The sequence below is a fragment of the Paenibacillus sp. BR2-3 genome (genome assembly GCF_046529485.1).
In the GTDB taxonomy this organism is placed as follows: Bacteria; Bacillota; Bacilli; order Paenibacillales; family Paenibacillaceae; genus Paenibacillus_AQ.
Genome location: NZ_CP126311.1, coordinates 545,298 through 563,660, shown reverse-complemented (window position 1 = coordinate 563,660; position 18,363 = coordinate 545,298). Strand labels below are relative to the sequence as shown.

The following is an 18,363-nucleotide window of genomic DNA, read 5'->3' as shown; positions in this document are numbered from 1 at the left end:
TGCGAACTATTTTACTATTTACGTATTTACCCGTCAATAGATTACTGAAAATTCATGAAAAATAACGCTATGATTTTGCAAAACTAAATATCCACAAAAAAACACCCATCGTTGGGTGTTTTTCGATCACATCAAATGTGGGCAGTTACAATGCGCCAGCCCTTATTCACTTTACACCCCGCTTCCGGCACTCTCCAGCAGCGGGAGCTGCAGTCCACCTGCAATAGACATCATCAGCTTGATGCGGTTGGTCTGATTCACGATACTGACTCCGGCATCATAATCAATCGCCGCAATGTTCGCTCCGGGGTACAGTTCCTTGAGTCCCTTGATCATTCCTCGGCCTGTAATATGGTTAGGAAGACAGGCGAACGGCTGTATGCAGACGATGTTGTTCACCCCGTGATCAAGCAGCTCCATCATTTCAGCTGTCAGAAACCATCCCTCGCCCATTTGATTGCCCACGGATACAAGGCGTCCCGCTTTTTCAGCGAGACCGTAGATATTCTCCCTTTCCTTTGTCAGCTCTGCATTTTCAAGTGCTGTTTTAATCGGCTTCCGGTACATTTCCAGATAAGAAATCAGCAGCGGGTTGATGTAGCCGAGCTTTTTGCTTTTTCCGAATTGCTCCGCTTTGTAGATCGGATTGTATAGGCAGTAGAAAATAAAATCAAGGAAATCAGGCAGCACCGCTTCTCCTCCCTCAGCTTCAATAATCTCTACAATCTGATTATTTGCGTCAGGGTGGAACTTGATCAGTATTTCGCCGACGATGCCCACCTTGGGCTTAACCGTTGCCACCACAGGCAATTGGCAGAACTCGGATACGATATCGCGGATCAAGCGCTTGTATTCCCGGAACGAGAAGGACGACAAGCTGTCTTTGCAGCGCTCCATCCCCTTGCGGAACAGCGCCAGCGTGCTGCCTGGAACTAGCTCATAGGGACGGAAACGATATAACATGCGCATCATCAGATCGCCGTAGCAGGCGGCAGCAATCAGCCGATTGGCCAGTTTGAGACTTATTCGAAAGCCCGGCTGATTCTCCATGCCCGAGGCATTCAGAGAAATGACCGGAATCTGCCCAAGGCCCGAGTCCTTCAGCGCTTTGCGCAGCAAAGAAATATAGTTGGTCGCCCGGCATCCTCCGCCAGTCTGCGACATGATAACAGCCGTACGGTCCGGATCATAATCACCACTCTTCAGCGCGGATAAAATTTGGCCTATGGTTACAATAGCGGGGTAGCAGGCGTCGTTATTGACAAACCTCAGCCCTTCCTCCGTCTCCTCCGGCCCCGTGGTTTCCAGAATCTTCAGGCGATACCCGGCATCCCTGAATACCCGTTCGAACAATTCAAAATGAACAGGCGACATTTGGGGGGCAAGAATGGTATAGGTTTCTTTCATTTCCTTCGTAAAGGGGACATTCGGCTGTGCCTTGCAGAGCTGCTGCGGCTGCACATTGCCTTTGTCCCGCTCCCGCATGGCTGCCAGAAGAGAACGAAGCCTGATCCGCGCCGCGCCGAGATTGCTAATCTCATCGATTTTGATCAAGGTATACACCTTATTATGTCTCTCCATGATCTCTTGAACGGCGTCACAGGTAATCGCATCGATGCCGCAGCCAAAGGAGGTCAGCTGCACAAGCTCCAGATCCGATCTGGTGGCGAGTCGGGCGGCCCGGTACATCCGGGCATGGTAGGTCCACTGATTTACAACGGCTATATCGCCTTGACTCTGGTCCAGATGACACACCGAATCCTCAGTCAGTACCGCGAGACCCATACCGGTGATCATCTCCGCGAGCCCATGATTAATCTCGGGATCGGCATGATAGGGATGACCGCAGAGCAGAATTCCTTTGGTACCGCTTCTCGCCAGAAAAGCCAGCGTCTCCTCGCCCTTGGATCTGACATCCTCCTTGGCACGATTCGCCTCCATCAGACCCGCCTGAACCGCAGCAGCAATCTCTTCCTTGGGGATGCCGGTAAATGTCCGAACCAACCCTTTTGTCAGCGCGGGTATATCATCAAACGTCAGGAACGGGCTAACCAGTGGAACCCCGTTTTCCTTCAACCCATCCATATTATTGCGGATAACCTCCGGATAGGACGCCACTACAGGACAGTTGAAATGGTTGTGTGCCGCCTCATCCTCTTTCTTCTCATAGACCACAGCCGGGTAAAAAATAAAATCGACATCCTTGCCGATCAGACTCTGCACATGTCCATGTGCCATCTTCGCCGGGTAACAAATAGATTCAGAAGGTATAGTATCCATCCCGCTCTCGTACAGCTTTTTGCTGGATATCGGGGATAGCACGGTTCGGTAGCGGAGTGATGTAAAGAATGTGTGCCAAAAGGGATAATTCTCGAACATGTTCATCGTGCGCGGCAGACCTACAGTTCCCCGCACGGCGTGCTTTTCAGGCAAAGCCTCATAGTTGAAGAAACGCTCATATTTATACTGCATAAGGTTCGGCAGCGTATTCTTCTCTTTCTTCCCCCCTGCACCGCGTTCGCACCGGTTTCCGGTGACATGAAAGCTCTTATCCGGGAACCGGCTGATCGTCAGCGCACAGTTGTTGGCGCAGCGGCCGCAGCGGCCGGGCGACACCTGATATGTGAAGGATTTGAGTTCATCCGGATTCAACAATGTACTCAAGCCTGTATCTCCTGCCTGCTCTCTGGCAATAAGCGCGCAGCCATAAGCACCCATGACGCCGGCGATATCCGGACGGACCACTGTCCGGCCGGTTAGGCCTTCAAAGGCCCGGAGGACGGCTTCGTTATAGAAGGTTCCTCCCTGTACGATAATGTTCTCCCCTAAGTCCTCAGGATTGCGGATTCGAATTACCTTTTGGAGAGCATTCTTGATTACGGAATAAGCAAGCCCTGCCGATAAATCGGCCAGAGTCGCTCCTTCCTTCTGCACCTGTTTCACCTTGGAGTTCATAAATACGGTGCAGCGCGAACCCAGGTTAACCGGCTGGACAGCTTCCAGGGCGGACTCTGCAAACTCCTCAATTCCCAGATCCAATGCGGAGGCAAAGCTTTCCAGAAATGAACCGCACCCAGCAGAACAGGCTTCATTCAGCATCAGGCTGTCGATCGCCCCCCCGCGGATTTTGATACATTTCATATCCTGTCCGCCAATGTCCAGAATAAAATCGACCTCTGGCATGAACTTTGAGGCTGCTTTGTAATGGGCAACGGTCTCCACTTCGCCGATGTCTGTTTTGAGAGCGGATTTGACGAGTCCTTCCCCATATCCCGTGGCGCAGCTGGAAGCAATATAACAACCCTCAGGCATCATTTTGTATATATCCTTCAACGCATCACTTACCGACTGCAGCGGGTTCCCTTTATTGCTTCCATAAAAAGTATAGAGGATTTCATCACTGGAACCCGTAAGCACCAGCTTCGTCGTCGTCGAACCTGCGTCAATCCCCAAGTAACACGCTCCACGGTAGGAGGCCAGATCCGCCCGCGGGGCAGACGATCTTCCATGCCTAATCCGGAACTGTGCCAGATCCTCCGGAGTTTCAAAAAGGGGTGGCAGCCCGGCATCCGGATTGCGGTCACTGGCAAAATCGACGGCTTCCACCCGTTCCAGCCAGCTGTCGATAGACAGCACAACAGGCTCTGCAACAGACAATGCCGATCCGATAGCTACAAAATACTGGGAGCGCTCGGGAAACAGGATTTCGCTCTCTGCGAGCCCAAGCGTTTCCGCGAACCGGACCCGCAGCTGCGGCAAAAAGGTCAACGGCCCGCCAAGAAAAGCGACCTTGCCGCGAATGGGACGTCCGCAGGCCAGACCGCTGATCGTCTGATTTACGATACTCTGAAATATGGAGGCTGCCACATCTTCCCGGCGTGCCCCTTCGCCCAGCAGCGGCTGGACATCGCTTTTGGCAAATACACCGCACCTTGATGCTATAGGGTATATAGTTTTATGCTGCGCCGCCAGCGCATCAAGTCCCCCGGGGTCAGTCTGCAGCAGTGCCGCCATCTGGTCAATGAACGCGCCCGTTCCCCCCGCGCATGCATTATTCATACGCTGTTCGATACCGCCGCTCAGATAAATGATCTTGGCATCCTCCCCGCCCAGTTCAATGGCTGTATCGCACTGAGGGATCATCTCATGGATCGCCTTCGTACAGGCAATAACCTCCTGAACAAAAGGAACTCCTCCCAGCTTGGATAGAGACAGCCCGGAGGAACCGCTTACTGTAAGTGCCGCCTCCCTCTTTGGGAACCTGTCACGCACGCCGGATAACAGAGAAAGGGATGCTTTTTTAATATCGCTATAATGTCTTGCATAATCCTGATAAAGAATCGTATTACTCTCCAGAACAACCAATTTGGCTGTAGTTGAACCGATATCAAGTCCGATACGCAGCATCCTCACTCCATCACCATGCCTTGTTACAAATTTGAAGTAATATGAGCAACTATATCATGGAAGAGCAGGCCTTTAGCTGTTAAAAATGTAACAGATGTTTTGAAAATTTTACCACTATATCTTATTCCGTTCCCAGTTTCTGCAGCGCAGCCTCAACATGTCCTTTTACGCGCACCTTGCGCCATTCCTCTCTTAGTACACCTGCCTCATCTATGAGGAAAGTGGAGCGGACGATACCCATAAACTCCCTGCCGTACATTTTTTTAAGCTGCCATACACCGAACATCTCACTAACCTTGTGCTCCTCATCCGAAAGCAACAAAAAGGGCAGCCCGTTCTTGGCGATGAATTTGGCATGAGACTCCAGGCTATCCGCACTAATCCCCAGAATTACCGCATCCTTTGCCACAATCCGCTCATGGGCGTCACGGAATTCACAAGCTTCCTGGGTGCAGGCGGATGTCATATTTTTGGGATAAAAGTAAAGAATGACCTTCCGCCCCCGGTATTGGCTTAGGCTTACCGAATTCCCGTTTGAAGCGGGAAGTGTAAAGTCAGGTACGGTCTCTCCGATTTTAATAGCGTTCATGGCGGGTTTCACTCCTTCAATTGATTGTATCTCCAAAAGAAATTATAATGTAGGGAATGTGAATGCGAAAGGAAGAACGAGAAATGCCACCAAGAACAAAACGACATGCAAAAACCGGCAAGTCGAAAAAACCGCTGCTGTGGACTCTAGCCATACTCCTTCTGCTCATTATCGGCGGCGTTGTTTATTATTTCACGGCCATTGTTAAAAATCTGGATAACTTCAACAAAGATGGGGACAACTCTCCCTTTAGCAATGTTGCGACTGTTGATGCCGAAACCCCTGAGCCGCCCAAATGGGAGGGCACGGAACCGGTTAATATTTTGCTGATGGGTGTAGATGCCCGCGGGGTCAAGAAAGGCGAGGTGCCCCGATCGGATACCATGCTTGTGGCTTCCCTGGATCCGGTGAAGAAGAAATTTTATGTATTCTCCATTCTTCGTGATACTTATGTATCGATTGCCGGTCAAGACGAGGACAGAATAAACACGGCAATTACCCACGGACCCAATACAGCAATGCAGACTGTAGGCGATCTGCTTGGGATTCCGATTCAATATTATGTGTATACCGACTTTCAAGGGTTCATCAAGCTGGTGGATGCGATTGGCGGTATCGATTATGATGTCGAGAAGGACATGGTCTATAAGACCGTTGCGGATGGACCCGAATATGACATTGACCTGAAAAAAGGCTACCAGCATCTGGATGGCAATATGGCACTTCAGTATGTGCGCTTCCGCCACGATGCTACCTCCGATTTCACGCGGACAGAACGGCAGCGCGGATTTCTCAAGGCTGTTGCAGACAAAATGAAGAGCACCACCTCACTCATCAAGCTGCCAACGATACTGTCTGAGGTCAATCCTTTTATTGATACCAATTTGAACTTAAATGATATGTGGAAGCTGGCGAATGTGGGATATGAGAGCAGCATGGGCGGCAGTGAGCAGATTCCGCCGATGAACCAGTTGGCTGAAGAGAAAGTCAGAGGCTCTGCTGTACTGGGTATTCGTGATCTGGATGAATTGAAGCAGTTTGTACAGGAAACCATGAGTGATCCTGAACCGTCTCCTTCTCCGGAGGCATCCGCTGAGAGCAGTTCTACGGAAACAGGTCAGTGACCACTTATATATAAAAGTATTATCGGGCTTGGCATACAACGGGCGGACGGCGGCGATGGCTGCAGTTCGCCCGTTCCCCTGCCTATAAGCATTGACAAAAGAAAGGATGATAAACTTTATGAACCGTTCAACCTCAGAGCAACTATATCAGGAAGCCCTTCAGCATATCGTCGGAGGCGTCAACAGTCCCTCCCGTTCATTCAAGGCCGTTGGGGGCGGAGCACCGGTATTCATGAAACGCGGCAGCGGCGCACACTTTTGGGATGAGGACGGCAACAAGTACATAGATTACCTGGCAGCCTACGGTCCAATTATTACCGGCCATGCCCATCCGCACATTACTACTGCAATTACCAAGGCGGCGGAGAATGGCATTCTCTACGGAACACCGACCAGCCTGGAGATCACCCTGGCCAAAATGCTCAAGGAAGCGATTCCTTCGATGGATAAAGTGCGGTTCGTCAATTCCGGAACAGAAGCCGTTATGACAACCATACGTGTGGCCCGGGCCTATACCAAGCGCAGCAAAATCGTCAAATTCGCCGGCTGTTACCACGGCCACTCGGATCTGGTACTGGTAGCGGCCGGTTCCGGTCCTTCCACGCTTGGCATTCCGGATAGCGCCGGGGTTCCGCAAAGTATCGCTCGGGAGGTTATTACTGTGCCCTTTAATGATCTTGGCGCTCTCCGCGAAGCGCTGGAGAAATGGGGCGAAGACGTTGCTGCTGTTATGGTGGAACCGATCGTCGGCAATTTCGGCATGGTGATGCCGAAGCCCGGCTTCCTGGAGGGCCTGTGCAAGCTGGCTCATGACAACGGCTCGCTGGTCATCTACGATGAGGTTATTACCGCCTTCCGGTTCCATTATGGCTCCTCACAAACCTATGCCGGACTGGAGAACCATGAGGACATTACCCCTGACCTCACAGCGCTGGGCAAAATCATCGGCGGCGGCCTGCCTATCGGCGCATACGGTGGACGCAAGCATGTAATGGAACAGGTTGCCCCGCTGGGTCCCGCTTATCAAGCCGGTACCATGGCAGGCAATCCTGCCTCCATCTCGGCGGGCATAGCCTGCCTCGAAGTCCTGAAAGGTGAAGGTGTCTACGAAGAAATGGAGCGGCTCTCCATCCGGTTGGTTGGCGGACTTCAGGAGTCAGCAGCCCGTCACGGGATTCCGCTTACGATTAACCGTATTCGCGGCGCTTTCTCCACCCATTTCTGCGACCACCCTATTACCGATTATGATGAAGCCCAGGATACGGACGGCGAGATGTTCGCCAGCTTCTTCCGTCATATGCTGAACCGCGGCATCAATCTCGCCCCGTCCAAATACGAAGCCTGGTTCCTGACCACGGCTCATACGGATGAAGACATTGATGCTACGCTGCAAGCGGCAGAGGAATCCTTCCGTGCTATGGCTGGGGAGAGATAGACTTTTGCTTCTGAGCGGTCGCTCCGATAACGGAACGTTGCGGTTCGCGGAGCGACATCTACTCAGCAAAACCTTAGTCCTTCTCCTCATACAAACTCCGAATTTCCACACCCCTCGGAAGCTTAAACGGATTCTCCTTATTAATCCGGTCGTAGAACATGATACCGTCGAGATGGTCCATCTCATGCTGAACGACAATAGCAGGGTAACCTTTGAATCTCAGTACGACTTCCTCACCGGAAAGGTTGACTCCCTTCACCTTCACGGATTCATACCTAGGTACAAAACCCTCCACGGGCCGGTCAACCGACAGGCAGCCCTCGCTTTCCGGCAAATAAACCATCGAAACCGAATGGCTGATCATCTTTGGATTAACCAGTGCATGCTCCAGAGTATTCCCCTTCTCGTCCATCAGGTAAAGAACAAACATACGCTGCTGTAATCCGATCTGATTGGCCGATAAACCAACGCCCGAGCGAAGCTTGTATTTAGCGGCAGTCTCTTGATTTTGACTATTCTTGAGAAATTGCATCATGCACTGCAGCGTCCCGCGAACCTCCTCTGTCATCGGCAGCTGTACTGGTTTGGTCACGGAGCGCAGTACCGGATGGCCCTCCCGTACGATATCGTCCATCGTAATCAAATAGTTAGCATTGTATTTAGTACTAGACAACCTTTTCATCCACCTTTACTTTAATTCGGGTAATTAATCATTTACCGCATTAAGGATTTATAAATGCCGTTCTCAGCTTAGCGCTGTATTTCACATCGAATCCAAGTCCTGTAGCAAGAGCTGCCAAGGGCAGATACGTTTTATCTTCTTTTCCTACCTTTTTTAAAAAAGCCGGCGTACTGATTGCAACATTCTTTCCATTAACCTTGATGATTTTAGAGCCTATCGTAATAATAACCGTTCTGCCGCCGTACACGATGATGGCGCTGGACGTTTTACTATCCCACTTACCGGAAGCCCCTACCGCGTTCAGTACATCCCTCAGCGCCAAAAAATTCTGGCCGTTTTTGACGATCGGTTTATTCGGCGTATTCAATTCCACACCCTTCACTACAATCGACATCGGCGCAGTCGCAGGGGTCATAACGGGCACGGCCGGTGTGCGGTACTCTCCCCACTGCAGCTCGGCAAAAACTCTGGCAATTTCCTCATATCCAAACTGTGTCGGATGGAAATCCGGATCCCCCACACCTATAATATGCGTCAGACCACCTTCTGCCCCAGCAAAACGTTCTGCCACATGCGCGACTCGAACAGATGTGCCTTCCCGGTTCATGCTTGCTGCAACACTATCCGCTGAAGCTGTAAAGCGTGCGGCTGCATCCATTAACTTCGTATAGTTTGAACCCAAAGCGATTCTGGGGGCCGGCTGGTATTGATCCGCCAATATAATGGTCGCTTGCGGATTCACAGTCTGCAGATTCTCCAGCACGGCTTTCACATTGGTATTGTATTCGGCTAGGCGCTGCTCCAGCTGCGACTGAAAATCCGTATCCGCAAGCTCACTTACCTTCAGGAACAGGCTGCTCACATCATTGCCGCCAATTGTAATCGTAATCAGGTCGGCGGCCTTCAGATCTGTACCCACCTGTGAGGTTAATGCTGCAAACTGAGCGATTCGAGGGTCCCGCAGCCCCGCCTGGATACCGTCGGGCGTAATCGTTGCGCCAGTTGCAATGGCCCCCGTATAATTACGCAATCCGGCTGTAGTCAATCCCAGGATACCGTAATTGGTGAGAGAGGCTCTGCCATGGTACCAGCCCTGCTCCAGCAGCCTTTCCGCATATCCATACGGCTTCGTATTGGGGTCAGTCATTCCCGGCTCATAGCCCGCGGTAATGGAATCCCCCAGAGCTACGATGTTAAAGACATCCGGTTCTGAAGCCCCGTTAACAGCAGCAGCATTCACCGTTCCGCTCCCTAAGCCTGCAAGTGCAGAAAACAGCAGAAGGCTACTTGTGCCTGCTGCCAGAATCCTTTTCAATGCGTTCAGCATGATACTCCCCCCTCAAATATAATGATTCCATTCTACCATTACGGGAAGACACACAAAAGAGCGGCTTCCCGTAATGGAGAAACCGCTCATAAAAAATCCTGCTTACTTATGATTACTACCTGAAGAATCGTTGCCTTCTTTACCGGTGGAGTGGCCAGCCCGCCTGGAGCTTTTCTCCGCCCGTTCCAGATATTTGTCATACCGGTCATCCAGTTCACGGCCGATCTGCCGGTAACGGTGTGTCTCCTCCACAATGGGATCAAGTGAGGTCTGGATACGGATTTCATACTTCGGAGAGATTTCCCGGATCTCCTGGGCAGTCCGGTCACCCTGCTCCATCTCGCCTTCGGTCAACATATCGCTTAGCTTGCGCTCCAGATCATCGTTATCCCTCATAACCAGATTGCCCTCCTTAAAGCGTGTATCCGGTCGCTTCTGCGGCCGTAAGGGACGATACCAGACCTTCATGAATATGGCCGTTGCTTGCTACGACATGGCGGGTGCCAATATCGTATGGCCGTCCCAGCGTATCGCTGACCTTGCCTCCGGATTCCAGGACTAGCAGCACGCCCGCCGCGCAATCCCACGGGTTCAGGCCCACTTCCCAGTAGCCGTCTACCCGTCCTGCCGCCACATAAGCCAGGTGCAAAGCGGCTGAGCCCCCGGCCCGAACGCCGCGGATTTGCGGCAAAAGGCTTTGCAGACCCGCCATATTGACCGGCTGTGCAAATTCACGATCCGGCGGAAAGCCCATAGCAATAAGACTGTCTGCAAGTTTAGTCTCCGCCGACACGGCGGTAGGGACGCCGTGCATGTAGGCTCCCTTCCCCTTTTCTGCAACAAACATCTCATCCCGGATGGGATCGTAAATGACTCCGACCGTTATTTCGCCGCGAACGACCAGTGCAATGGACACGCAGTAGAATGGAAAGCCATGCACGAAGTTAGTGGTGCCATCGACAGGATCGACAATCCACATGTATTCACTCTCCCGCGCTTCTTCCAGAGCCGCAGCTGCGGCGGCAGCACCCGCTTCAACGCCTTCCTCACCCAGAAAGGTGTGGTCGGGATAATGCGTAAGAACGAGTCTGCGAATCATTTGCTCTACGCCTTTATCCACTTCTGTTACCAGATCCTGTGCTGAAGTTTTGGTCCCCAGTTCCTTTACCATACCCTGCCTGCTTTTGATCCATTCTCCGGCCTTGGCAGCAGCATTGATCGCTACCGCTGTATATCCCTTGCCTGAAACCACATAGGGCTCCCGTTCGTTCCGGCTATTAGGATTTATAGGATTCATATCTTCACTTCGCTTTCTTGAACATAGTCGTCACATTCGTTAACCGCCGATGATATGATAACCCCCATCGACATAGATAACTTCTCCGGTAATTCCTCGGGACAGATGGCTCATCAGGAACATTGCCGTATCTCCCACCTCTGCGGTATCGGTGCCGCGCCGAAGGGGTGCTTTTTCCTCCACAATACGAAGGATCGAATTGAAGTCGCTGATGCCTTTGGCAGCCAGTGTACGGATCGGTCCTGCCGAAATGGCATTGACACGGATATTGTCCAGCCCAAGATCGCTTGCCAGATAACGTACGGAAGCTTCAAGAGCAGCTTTGGCTACGCCCATCACGTTGTAGTTACGGATTACCCGTTCCGCCCCCATATAAGTCATAGTAACAATAGAACCGCCATCTGTCATTAGCGGGTGCAGACGCTGCGCTACAGCCACCAGTGAGTAAGCACTGATGTCATGCGCCAGCGCAAATCCGGAACGCGAGGTATTCGCAAAACGACCTTCCAAATCCTCGCCTTTGGCATAAGCGATACTATGCACTATACCGTGCAGAACGCCGAAGTGTTCCTTCAATTCTCCCGCCAATGTATCAATATCCTCATCAACCGTCACATCGCAGGGGAGAATAACAGAGCCTGGAAGAGTCTCTGCCAGATTGCGCACCCGGCTTTCTACCCGTTCGTTCTCATATGTAAAAGCTAGCCGCGCTCCTTGTTCCGACAAGCTTCTGGCAATCGCCCAGGCGATGCTGCGGTCATTCGCGACGCCCATAACGACGATATTTTTACCTGTTAACAATTCTCCCATGTTTGAACTCCTTTGAAAGATGTTCTTATGCTCTGTTCCAAGTGCTTAAGTTTTATCCAACGTACCCTATTTCTGGTGACATTTCAAGTAAAGCATTATAAATAAAATCCTATGCTTGTCCCGTTTTAGGGCTCAATATTAATGCTGGCGCCGTCCAGTAACGTAATTCCGTTTCCAACCTCGGCCTGTTCCTTCAAAGCCTCCATTAGTCCAAACAGCGCTCCATCCTTCGCTTTGGCTTCTATCATGACATCAACTGCAGGCGTAGAGGCGGCAATCCTTTTCAGAAAAGCAATCAGCGGCGCAGGTTCTACTCCCTCAGCATGACTTCGCGGGTCTGAGGGGCTGCGAGGGCTGGAGACATGAATTTTGGGAGGCAGATGCTCTCCGGGGAGCACATCCGTTAAGGCCAGAGGACTCTCCCATGTCTTCTGAATGTCCTCCCACAGTTCCCATGGCAGTTCTCCCTCGTTGTTCACCCACTGATGATGAATATCGAGTACCATCGGGAGTCCAAGACTCTGACATACCGCCAGCGTCTCAGTCGCATTAAAGGTTTTGTCATCGTTCTCCAGCGTTATACGTTCCCGCAATGCCAGGGGGAGGGTACCGAACTGCTCTCGAAAGCGGACCGCAGCAGATGGCTTGTCCCCATAAGCGCCCCCGATATGGATATTGTTCTTGGCAGTTGCCGGAAGCCCCAAAGCGTTCAGCATATTTGTATGGTGCTGCAAATCCCTGATGGAGCTGGCAAGCACCTCTGGCCGCGGTGTACTGAGCACGGTGAAATGATCGGGATGGAACGATACCCTCATGCCATGCTTTTTCACAAAACCGCCTACCTCCGCAAAATCATCCGCCAATGCCGCGAAAGGATCCCAGTCCTGAAGATCCGGATGCGTCGCCAGCGGAATCAGCTTGGAGGTGAGGCGGTACACTTTAATATCAGATGCAGCATTATGCCGTAACAAACGGAGGGTATTGAGCAGATTCGTGCGGCTGATACTTTCCAGACGGCGCAGCGCTGCCTCACGGTCATTCAGCTTGTTGAAGGAGGCCATCGTCATAGTCTTGGAAGGCGAGCAGTTTGGAATAAGGGTTGACATGGCCACATATCCGAGCCGGACAATCACTTCTCTTCTCCAAAAAACATTTCAAATGCCAGAGCTGTCTGCACCCGCGATTCTTCCTCATTCAGCTTGCGTACAAGCTCCATTTCCACCGCAGTAATCTCATGTCCCTGAAAGTTGATCTCTGCGATGGACGCAGAGATTTTGACAATAGCCACAGCCACATTGTCCAATGTATAGGCGATTACCTTTTGCCCGGTCGGAAAGACGCGAAAGCCCTGTTTCACCATCTTGCAGCGTCCATACTCCAATAGTTCGTACAGTTCCTGCTCGTTCTTGAATTTACAGACTGAATTAAACTCTGTTTGAAAGCCCATAATTTCTCCCCTTTCCGGCCGGGATCATCTCCCTGTCAGCCACTTATTGCTCGTTGTCGTACTTCAGGCTTTGCTTGTGATGATAACGCTCCAGTGCCAGTTCAATCATGCGGTCCAGCAGCGCTTTATACGATACGCCCGTCTCACGCCACAAAAGCGGGTACATGCTGAACGGGGTGAAGCCTGGCATGGTATTCACCTCGTTGATTAATATTTTGCCGTCAGACCTGCGCACAAAGAAATCGGCACGTGTAATACCGCTTCCCTCAATAGCCTTGAATGCGGTCAATGCGGACTCCCGCAGACGGTCGGCCACTTCCGGGTCAACCGGGGCAGGAATAAGCATTTGCGATTTGCCGTCGATATATTTTGCAGCATAATCGTAATATTCACCAGAAGTTACAATTTCACCCGGAACAGACGCCTCAGGTTCATCATTGCCAAGCACGCTGACCTCCAGCTCCCGGGCATCCACGAATTCCTCAACAATGACCTTGGTATCATAAAGGAAGGCGAATTCAACCGCTTTGACCAGGCTTTCCTTATCTACTGCTTTGGAAATGCCTACACTGGACCCCAGATTGGCAGGCTTCACGAACACCGGGTAACCCAGCTTATCCTCCAGGGCCACAATCAGCTCGTGGCTTTGGCGTTTCCAGGCACTTACATTGAAATAGCAGTACTTACACTGATCCAGCCCTCCCTCGGCGAACAGCTTCTTCATCACCACTTTATCCATCCCAGCAGCCGAGGCTAGCACACCTGCTCCAATATATGGAATATTAGCCATTTCGAATAATCCCTGAATGGTTCCATCTTCGCCAAAAGTGCCGTGAAGAAGCGGGAACATTACATCAACAGCTTTCTCTCCGCCGGACAACCCGCTGAATACGGCACTCAGGGCAGCCCCCATGTCCGCAGGTGCATCTTCAAGCTTAAGCTGCTCCAAGTGGGTGAATGGTGCCGTCAAAGTCTCTCCAACCTTCCAGAGTCCCTGCTTTGTAATGTAGAAAGGCACAATTTCATATTTATCGTAGTCAAAAGCATTCATGACTGCAAAAGCCGTCTGAAGGGATACCTCATGCTCTCCGGATTTGCCGCCGTACGTAAGTCCTACGGTTAGTTTTGCGTTTTCCATGCCCTTAACCTCTTTCCGCATTATAAATAGTCATTAATATGAAAAAAACGGTATACTGTTCTGTCGGTCCACGCATAGGAATCACGATAATCCCAGTAACGGTGGCGGCTGCTGACCGTATGTGCATTTACAAGCGGCATGCCGCCCGCATCAAAGGCCGTAACAATCGTGCTGTGTTGAAATTGCCCATTGCCGTCCCAATCGTATTGAATGACATCTCCCAGCATAAGCTGTTCAGGACGCTTCACCACTTCTGCACGCAGTCCACTGCTCCGGCCTGTGCTCAAATAACGCTGCAGACTGTCCGATACCGTCCAGCTGAAGCTCCACCATTCCCGGTTTCCGGCATAGCCTTTATACCACCAGCCCGTTTCTCTTTTACCAGTATAGTTGATAGGCGCTCCCCCTGCAAAGAGACATTGGGACACGTAATTCGTACAATCTACAGCAAAAGTCTCAAACTCCGGATTCCCCTCCTGCCACCAGCGGTCAGCATAGGCGGCGGCATCCTCGCGGCGGTAAAGCACTTCACGGGTCTCTGCCATCCCTCCGAGTATACTGCGGTTCAGAAGCGGCTGCGGAAGCGGAAGAGGCTCATCTTCCCCCCCGTAGGTTCTGCCCGCAGCTTCGGTTACCGCCTTGCGGACCGCCTGACGCTCGGGAATGGCACGCTCCACAGCGGCAATCTCCCAGCCGTTTCCTTCGCGTGAAAAAGTCAGCCGTTCTGAATTGACCGTATCCTCGCGATGGGTGAGACCGCCTTTTTCATAATAAAATGCACTGTGCAGTGAAATTTCCGTAATCACCTCTGACGGAGTCTGCCTTACCAGCCTCAGAGTCTTCACTCCTGTTTCACCGCGCAGGGGCTTGATACCCCGGGCATCATACCATTCTGCAAGACGGCGGCTGCGTTCTCCCTGCTCCATCAGAAAGCGCGGATCATTCACAGCGGTATGCCGGGGCTCGGTGCGCGGCTCTACCCGTCCTCTATTGATTTGGTCCACATACAGATACAAACTGCGTTTCCACTGTTCCTCCATGATTCTTCCCGCCCTTCACCCTGTTTTTCTGCTGTCCTATGTATATGAAGGTAATCATGGAGCTATACAGATAGAATAAGATTAAAGCGCAATTATGCCCTTTAAAAAATCCGCTACAATCCTGCTAATAAGGAGGAAAAAAAACTTTACTCCCCCCTTTGCAAACGTTATAATTATTGTAGAGAATAAATTTGAAATTGAGTTTCATTAGATGAAACAAGGAGGCGCATTTATGCCAAGCAAGGATCATTTCTCGCTGGCCCGCACCCTGGAGTCGGGCGGCAAGAGTTACCGCTATTATCATCTTCAATCCCTGGAGGAACAAGGACTGGGTGACATTTCGTCCCTGCCTTTTTCCATTAAAGTACTGCTTGAGGCGGCTGTCCGCCAGTTCGATGGACGCGCCATCACAGAGGATCATGTTAAGCAGCTGGCCGGCTGGGGCGGCGGCGTGGACCGCAATAAGGAAATCCCTTTTATTCCGGCCCGTATTGTTCTGCAGGACTTCACCGGAGTACCGGTAGTCGTAGACCTGGCAGCCATGCGCGATACTGTGAAAAAAGCAGGCGGCGATCCCAAGAAGATTAATCCGCTCGTCCCGGTTGACCTGGTTATTGACCACTCCGTTATGGTTGATGCCTTCGGTACCGCGGACGCTCTGGAATATAATATGAACGTTGAATTCGAACGCAATGAGGAGCGTTACCGCTTCCTGCGCTGGGCGCAGACAGCATTCAATAACTTCCGTGCCGTACCTCCCGCTACCGGGATCGTGCATCAGGTGAATCTCGAGTATCTGGCCTCCGTAGCCGCTACCAAGACCATTGATGGCGAAACCGTTGTTTATCCCGATTCTCTTGTAGGCACTGACTCCCACACGACTATGATCAATGGTCTTGGCGTCGTCGGCTGGGGTGTAGGCGGTATTGAAGCGGAAGCAGGCATGCTGGGGCAGCCGCTGTATTTTGTCACACCGGATGTGGTCGGCTTCAAGCTCACCGGCAGTCTGGTAGAAGGCGCTACTGCGACTGATCTGGCGCTGACCGTTACCCAAATGCTGCGCAAAAAAGGCGTGGTCGGCAAATTCGTAGAATTTTACGGACCGGGCCTTGCCAACATCAGTCTGGCCGACCGGGCTACGGTTGCCAACATGGCACCTGAATATGGCGCTACAGTCGGCTTCTTCCCTGTAGATGACGAAACTTTAGCCTACCTGCGAAGCACAGGACGTCCAGACGATCTGGTGGCGCTGGTGGAATCCTATTACAAAGCTCAAAGCATGTTCCGCACGTCGGATACACCGGACCCGCAGTTCAGCGACATCATAGAACTGGATCTGGCCTCGGTCGTACCGAGTCTGGCAGGACCGAAACGTCCACAGGACCGGATCGAGCTGACCCATATGAAGGAGAACTTCGAAGGTATCATCCGTACACCGGTCGATAAGGGCGGTTATGGTCTCAGTGATGAGAAGATTGCTCAAGAGGTAGAGATTCAACATAAGAACGGCAGCACAAGCAAGCTCCGAACCGGCGCAGTCGCTATTGCGGCCATTACGAGCTGCACCAACACCTCGAATCCAAGCGTTATGCTTGGTGCCGGACTACTGGCCAAAAAGGCGGTTGAACGTGGACTGACCAAACCGGGCTATGTAAAGAGCAGTCTGACGCCGGGATCGCTGGTGGTTACGGAATATCTGGAAAAAGCCAATTTGCTCAAGCCGCTTGAGGCGCTCGGTTTCTACGTGGCCGGTTACGGTTGCGCTACCTGTATCGGTAACTCCGGTCCCCTGCCGGATGAAGTCAGTCAAGCCGTTGCCGAGAACGATATGACGGTAGCCGCAGTAATTTCCGGTAACCGTAACTTCGAAGGCCGCGTTCATGCCCAGGTTAAGGCCAACTATCTGGCTTCACCACCGCTGGTCGTTGCATATGCCCTGGCTGGTACGGTAGACATAGATTTGCAGAATGAACCGCTTGGGTTTGATCCGCAGGGTGAGCCTGTCTTCTTGAAAGATATCTGGCCAACTTCTGCCGAAATTCGTGAAGCGATTGGTGTATCCCTCAGTCCGGAGATGTTCCGCCGCAAATACGAGAATGTATTCACCGCCAATGAGCGCTGGAATGCCATTCCTGTACCGGAAGGCGAGCTGTACGAGTGGGATGATAATTCTACGTATATTCAGAACCCGCCATTCTTCGAGAATCTTGCGGATGGTCTGGGCGATATTGAGAATATTGCCAAGGCCCGTGTACTGGCGCTGCTGGGCGATTCGGTTACGACAGACCATATCTCGCCAGCCGGTAATATTTCCTCTTCCGGCCCTGCCGGCGAATATTTGCGTGATCATGGTGTGGAGCGTGCGGATTTCAACTCCTACGGCTCACGCCGGGGAAATCATGAGGTCATGATGCGCGGTACGTTCGCCAACATCCGGATTCGCAATGCTGTGGCTCCAGATACAGAAGGTGGTGTAACCACGTTCCTGCCAAGTGATGAAGTCATGTCCATCTATGACGCATCCATGCTGTACCAGTCCGCCGGGCAAAATCTCGTCGTTATCGCCGGCAAGGAATACGGCACCGGCAGCTCACGCGACTGGGCCGCCAAGGGTACACTCCTGCTCGGCGTAAAGGCAGTTATCGCCGAGAGCTTCGAGCGGATTCACCGCAGTAATCTCGTCGGTATGGGTGTTCTTCCGCTGCAGTTCCAGGAAGGTCATGGCTGGAGCAGTCTGGGTCTGAACGGCCGCGAGTCCTTCGACATTACAGGCCTTGATAACCAGGTGCTGCCAGGGCAAGAGCTGACCGTCACCGCCACCCGCGAAGACGGCACACAGTTCGACTTCCCGGTCATCGCGCGGCTGGATAGCACGGTGGATATCGACTACTACCGCAACGGCGGTATCTTGCAGACGGTGCTTCGCCAGATGCTGGCGGATGCAACCTCCTCAACGGAAGCATTACCTGCAAAATAAACGGATAACCTGATACCGTTTCAGATACGCAATATAGCCCTCGAACCATCCCATACGGGAAGGTTCGAGGGCTATTTCTGTTGATTGCCG

Annotated in this window: 14 protein-coding genes; 3 read left to right on the top strand and 11 right to left on the bottom strand. The window is 52.0% G+C overall.

Annotated elements, in window-relative coordinates; genetic code table 11:
• Nucleotides 1-171: 171 nt before the first annotated feature.
• Both PaeBR_RS02780 and bcp read right to left on the bottom strand, forming a co-directional pair.
• A complete protein-coding gene (locus tag PaeBR_RS02780; protein ID WP_410513396.1) occupies nt 172-4,407 on the bottom strand; it encodes an acyl-CoA dehydratase activase-related protein in 4,236 nt (1,411 codons plus the stop codon).
• Nucleotides 4,408-4,528: 121 nt separating this feature from the next.
• On the bottom strand, nt 4,529-4,996 hold the full coding sequence (bcp, locus tag PaeBR_RS02775; protein WP_410513395.1) for a thioredoxin-dependent thiol peroxidase: 468 nt from the start codon (nt 4,994-4,996) through the stop codon (nt 4,529-4,531).
• Between the two features lie 83 nt (nt 4,997-5,079).
• Here bcp and PaeBR_RS02770 point away from each other — a divergent pair, with 83 nt between their 5' ends.
• A complete protein-coding gene (locus PaeBR_RS02770) occupies nt 5,080-6,120 on the top strand; it encodes an LCP family protein (protein WP_410513394.1) in 1,041 nt (346 codons plus the stop codon).
• A gap of 118 nt (nt 6,121-6,238) precedes the next feature.
• The gene (locus PaeBR_RS02765) at nt 6,239-7,555 is read left to right on the top strand and encodes a glutamate-1-semialdehyde 2,1-aminomutase (protein ID WP_410513393.1); all 1,317 of its coding nucleotides are present in this window, start codon (nt 6,239-6,241) and stop codon (nt 7,553-7,555) included.
• A gap of 73 nt (nt 7,556-7,628) precedes the next feature.
• Here PaeBR_RS02765 and def read toward each other — a convergent pair whose 3' ends face one another.
• The 9 genes from def to PaeBR_RS02720 form a co-directional block, all read right to left on the bottom strand.
• Nucleotides 7,629-8,237, bottom strand: a complete 609-nt coding sequence (gene def, locus PaeBR_RS02760) for a peptide deformylase (protein ID WP_410513392.1) — start codon at nt 8,235-8,237, stop codon at nt 7,629-7,631.
• Between the two features lie 40 nt (nt 8,238-8,277).
• Entirely contained in the window at nt 8,278-9,564 is a 1,287-nt protein-coding gene (locus PaeBR_RS02755) for a stalk domain-containing protein (protein ID WP_410513391.1), read from the bottom strand.
• Between the two features lie 102 nt (nt 9,565-9,666).
• Nucleotides 9,667-9,960 carry a hypothetical protein gene (locus PaeBR_RS02750; protein ID WP_410513390.1) on the bottom strand — a complete coding sequence of 98 codons (294 nt, stop codon included), beginning with the start codon at nt 9,958-9,960 and terminating at the stop codon, nt 9,667-9,669.
• Between the two features lie 16 nt (nt 9,961-9,976).
• Nucleotides 9,977-10,861 carry an inositol monophosphatase family protein gene (locus tag PaeBR_RS02745; RefSeq protein WP_410513389.1) on the bottom strand — a complete coding sequence of 295 codons (885 nt, stop codon included), beginning with the start codon at nt 10,859-10,861 and terminating at the stop codon, nt 9,977-9,979.
• Between the two features lie 39 nt (nt 10,862-10,900).
• A complete protein-coding gene (gene fabI, locus PaeBR_RS02740; protein WP_410513388.1) occupies nt 10,901-11,671 on the bottom strand; it encodes an enoyl-ACP reductase FabI in 771 nt (256 codons plus the stop codon).
• A 125-nt stretch (nt 11,672-11,796) separates the two neighbouring features.
• The gene (gene uvsE / locus PaeBR_RS02735) at nt 11,797-12,804 is read right to left on the bottom strand and encodes a UV DNA damage repair endonuclease UvsE (protein ID WP_410513387.1); all 1,008 of its coding nucleotides are present in this window, start codon (nt 12,802-12,804) and stop codon (nt 11,797-11,799) included.
• A complete protein-coding gene (locus tag PaeBR_RS02730) occupies nt 12,801-13,118 on the bottom strand; it encodes a hypothetical protein (protein WP_410513386.1) in 318 nt (105 codons plus the stop codon). Before PaeBR_RS02730 ends, uvsE begins: the two co-directional genes overlap by 4 nt.
• A gap of 43 nt (nt 13,119-13,161) precedes the next feature.
• Nucleotides 13,162-14,256, bottom strand: coding sequence for a D-alanine--D-alanine ligase (locus PaeBR_RS02725; RefSeq protein ID WP_410513385.1), 1,095 nt, complete (start codon nt 14,254-14,256; stop codon nt 13,162-13,164).
• Nucleotides 14,257-14,276: 20 nt separating this feature from the next.
• Nucleotides 14,277-15,299: an amidase domain-containing protein gene (locus PaeBR_RS02720; protein ID WP_410515057.1), complete on the bottom strand. Its 1,023-nt coding sequence runs from the start codon at nt 15,297-15,299 to the stop codon at nt 14,277-14,279.
• A gap of 229 nt (nt 15,300-15,528) precedes the next feature.
• Between PaeBR_RS02720 and acnA the strand changes: the two genes are divergently transcribed.
• Nucleotides 15,529-18,273, top strand: a complete 2,745-nt coding sequence (gene acnA, locus PaeBR_RS02715; protein ID WP_410513384.1) for an aconitate hydratase AcnA — start codon at nt 15,529-15,531, stop codon at nt 18,271-18,273.
• Nucleotides 18,274-18,363 lie beyond the last annotated feature (90 nt).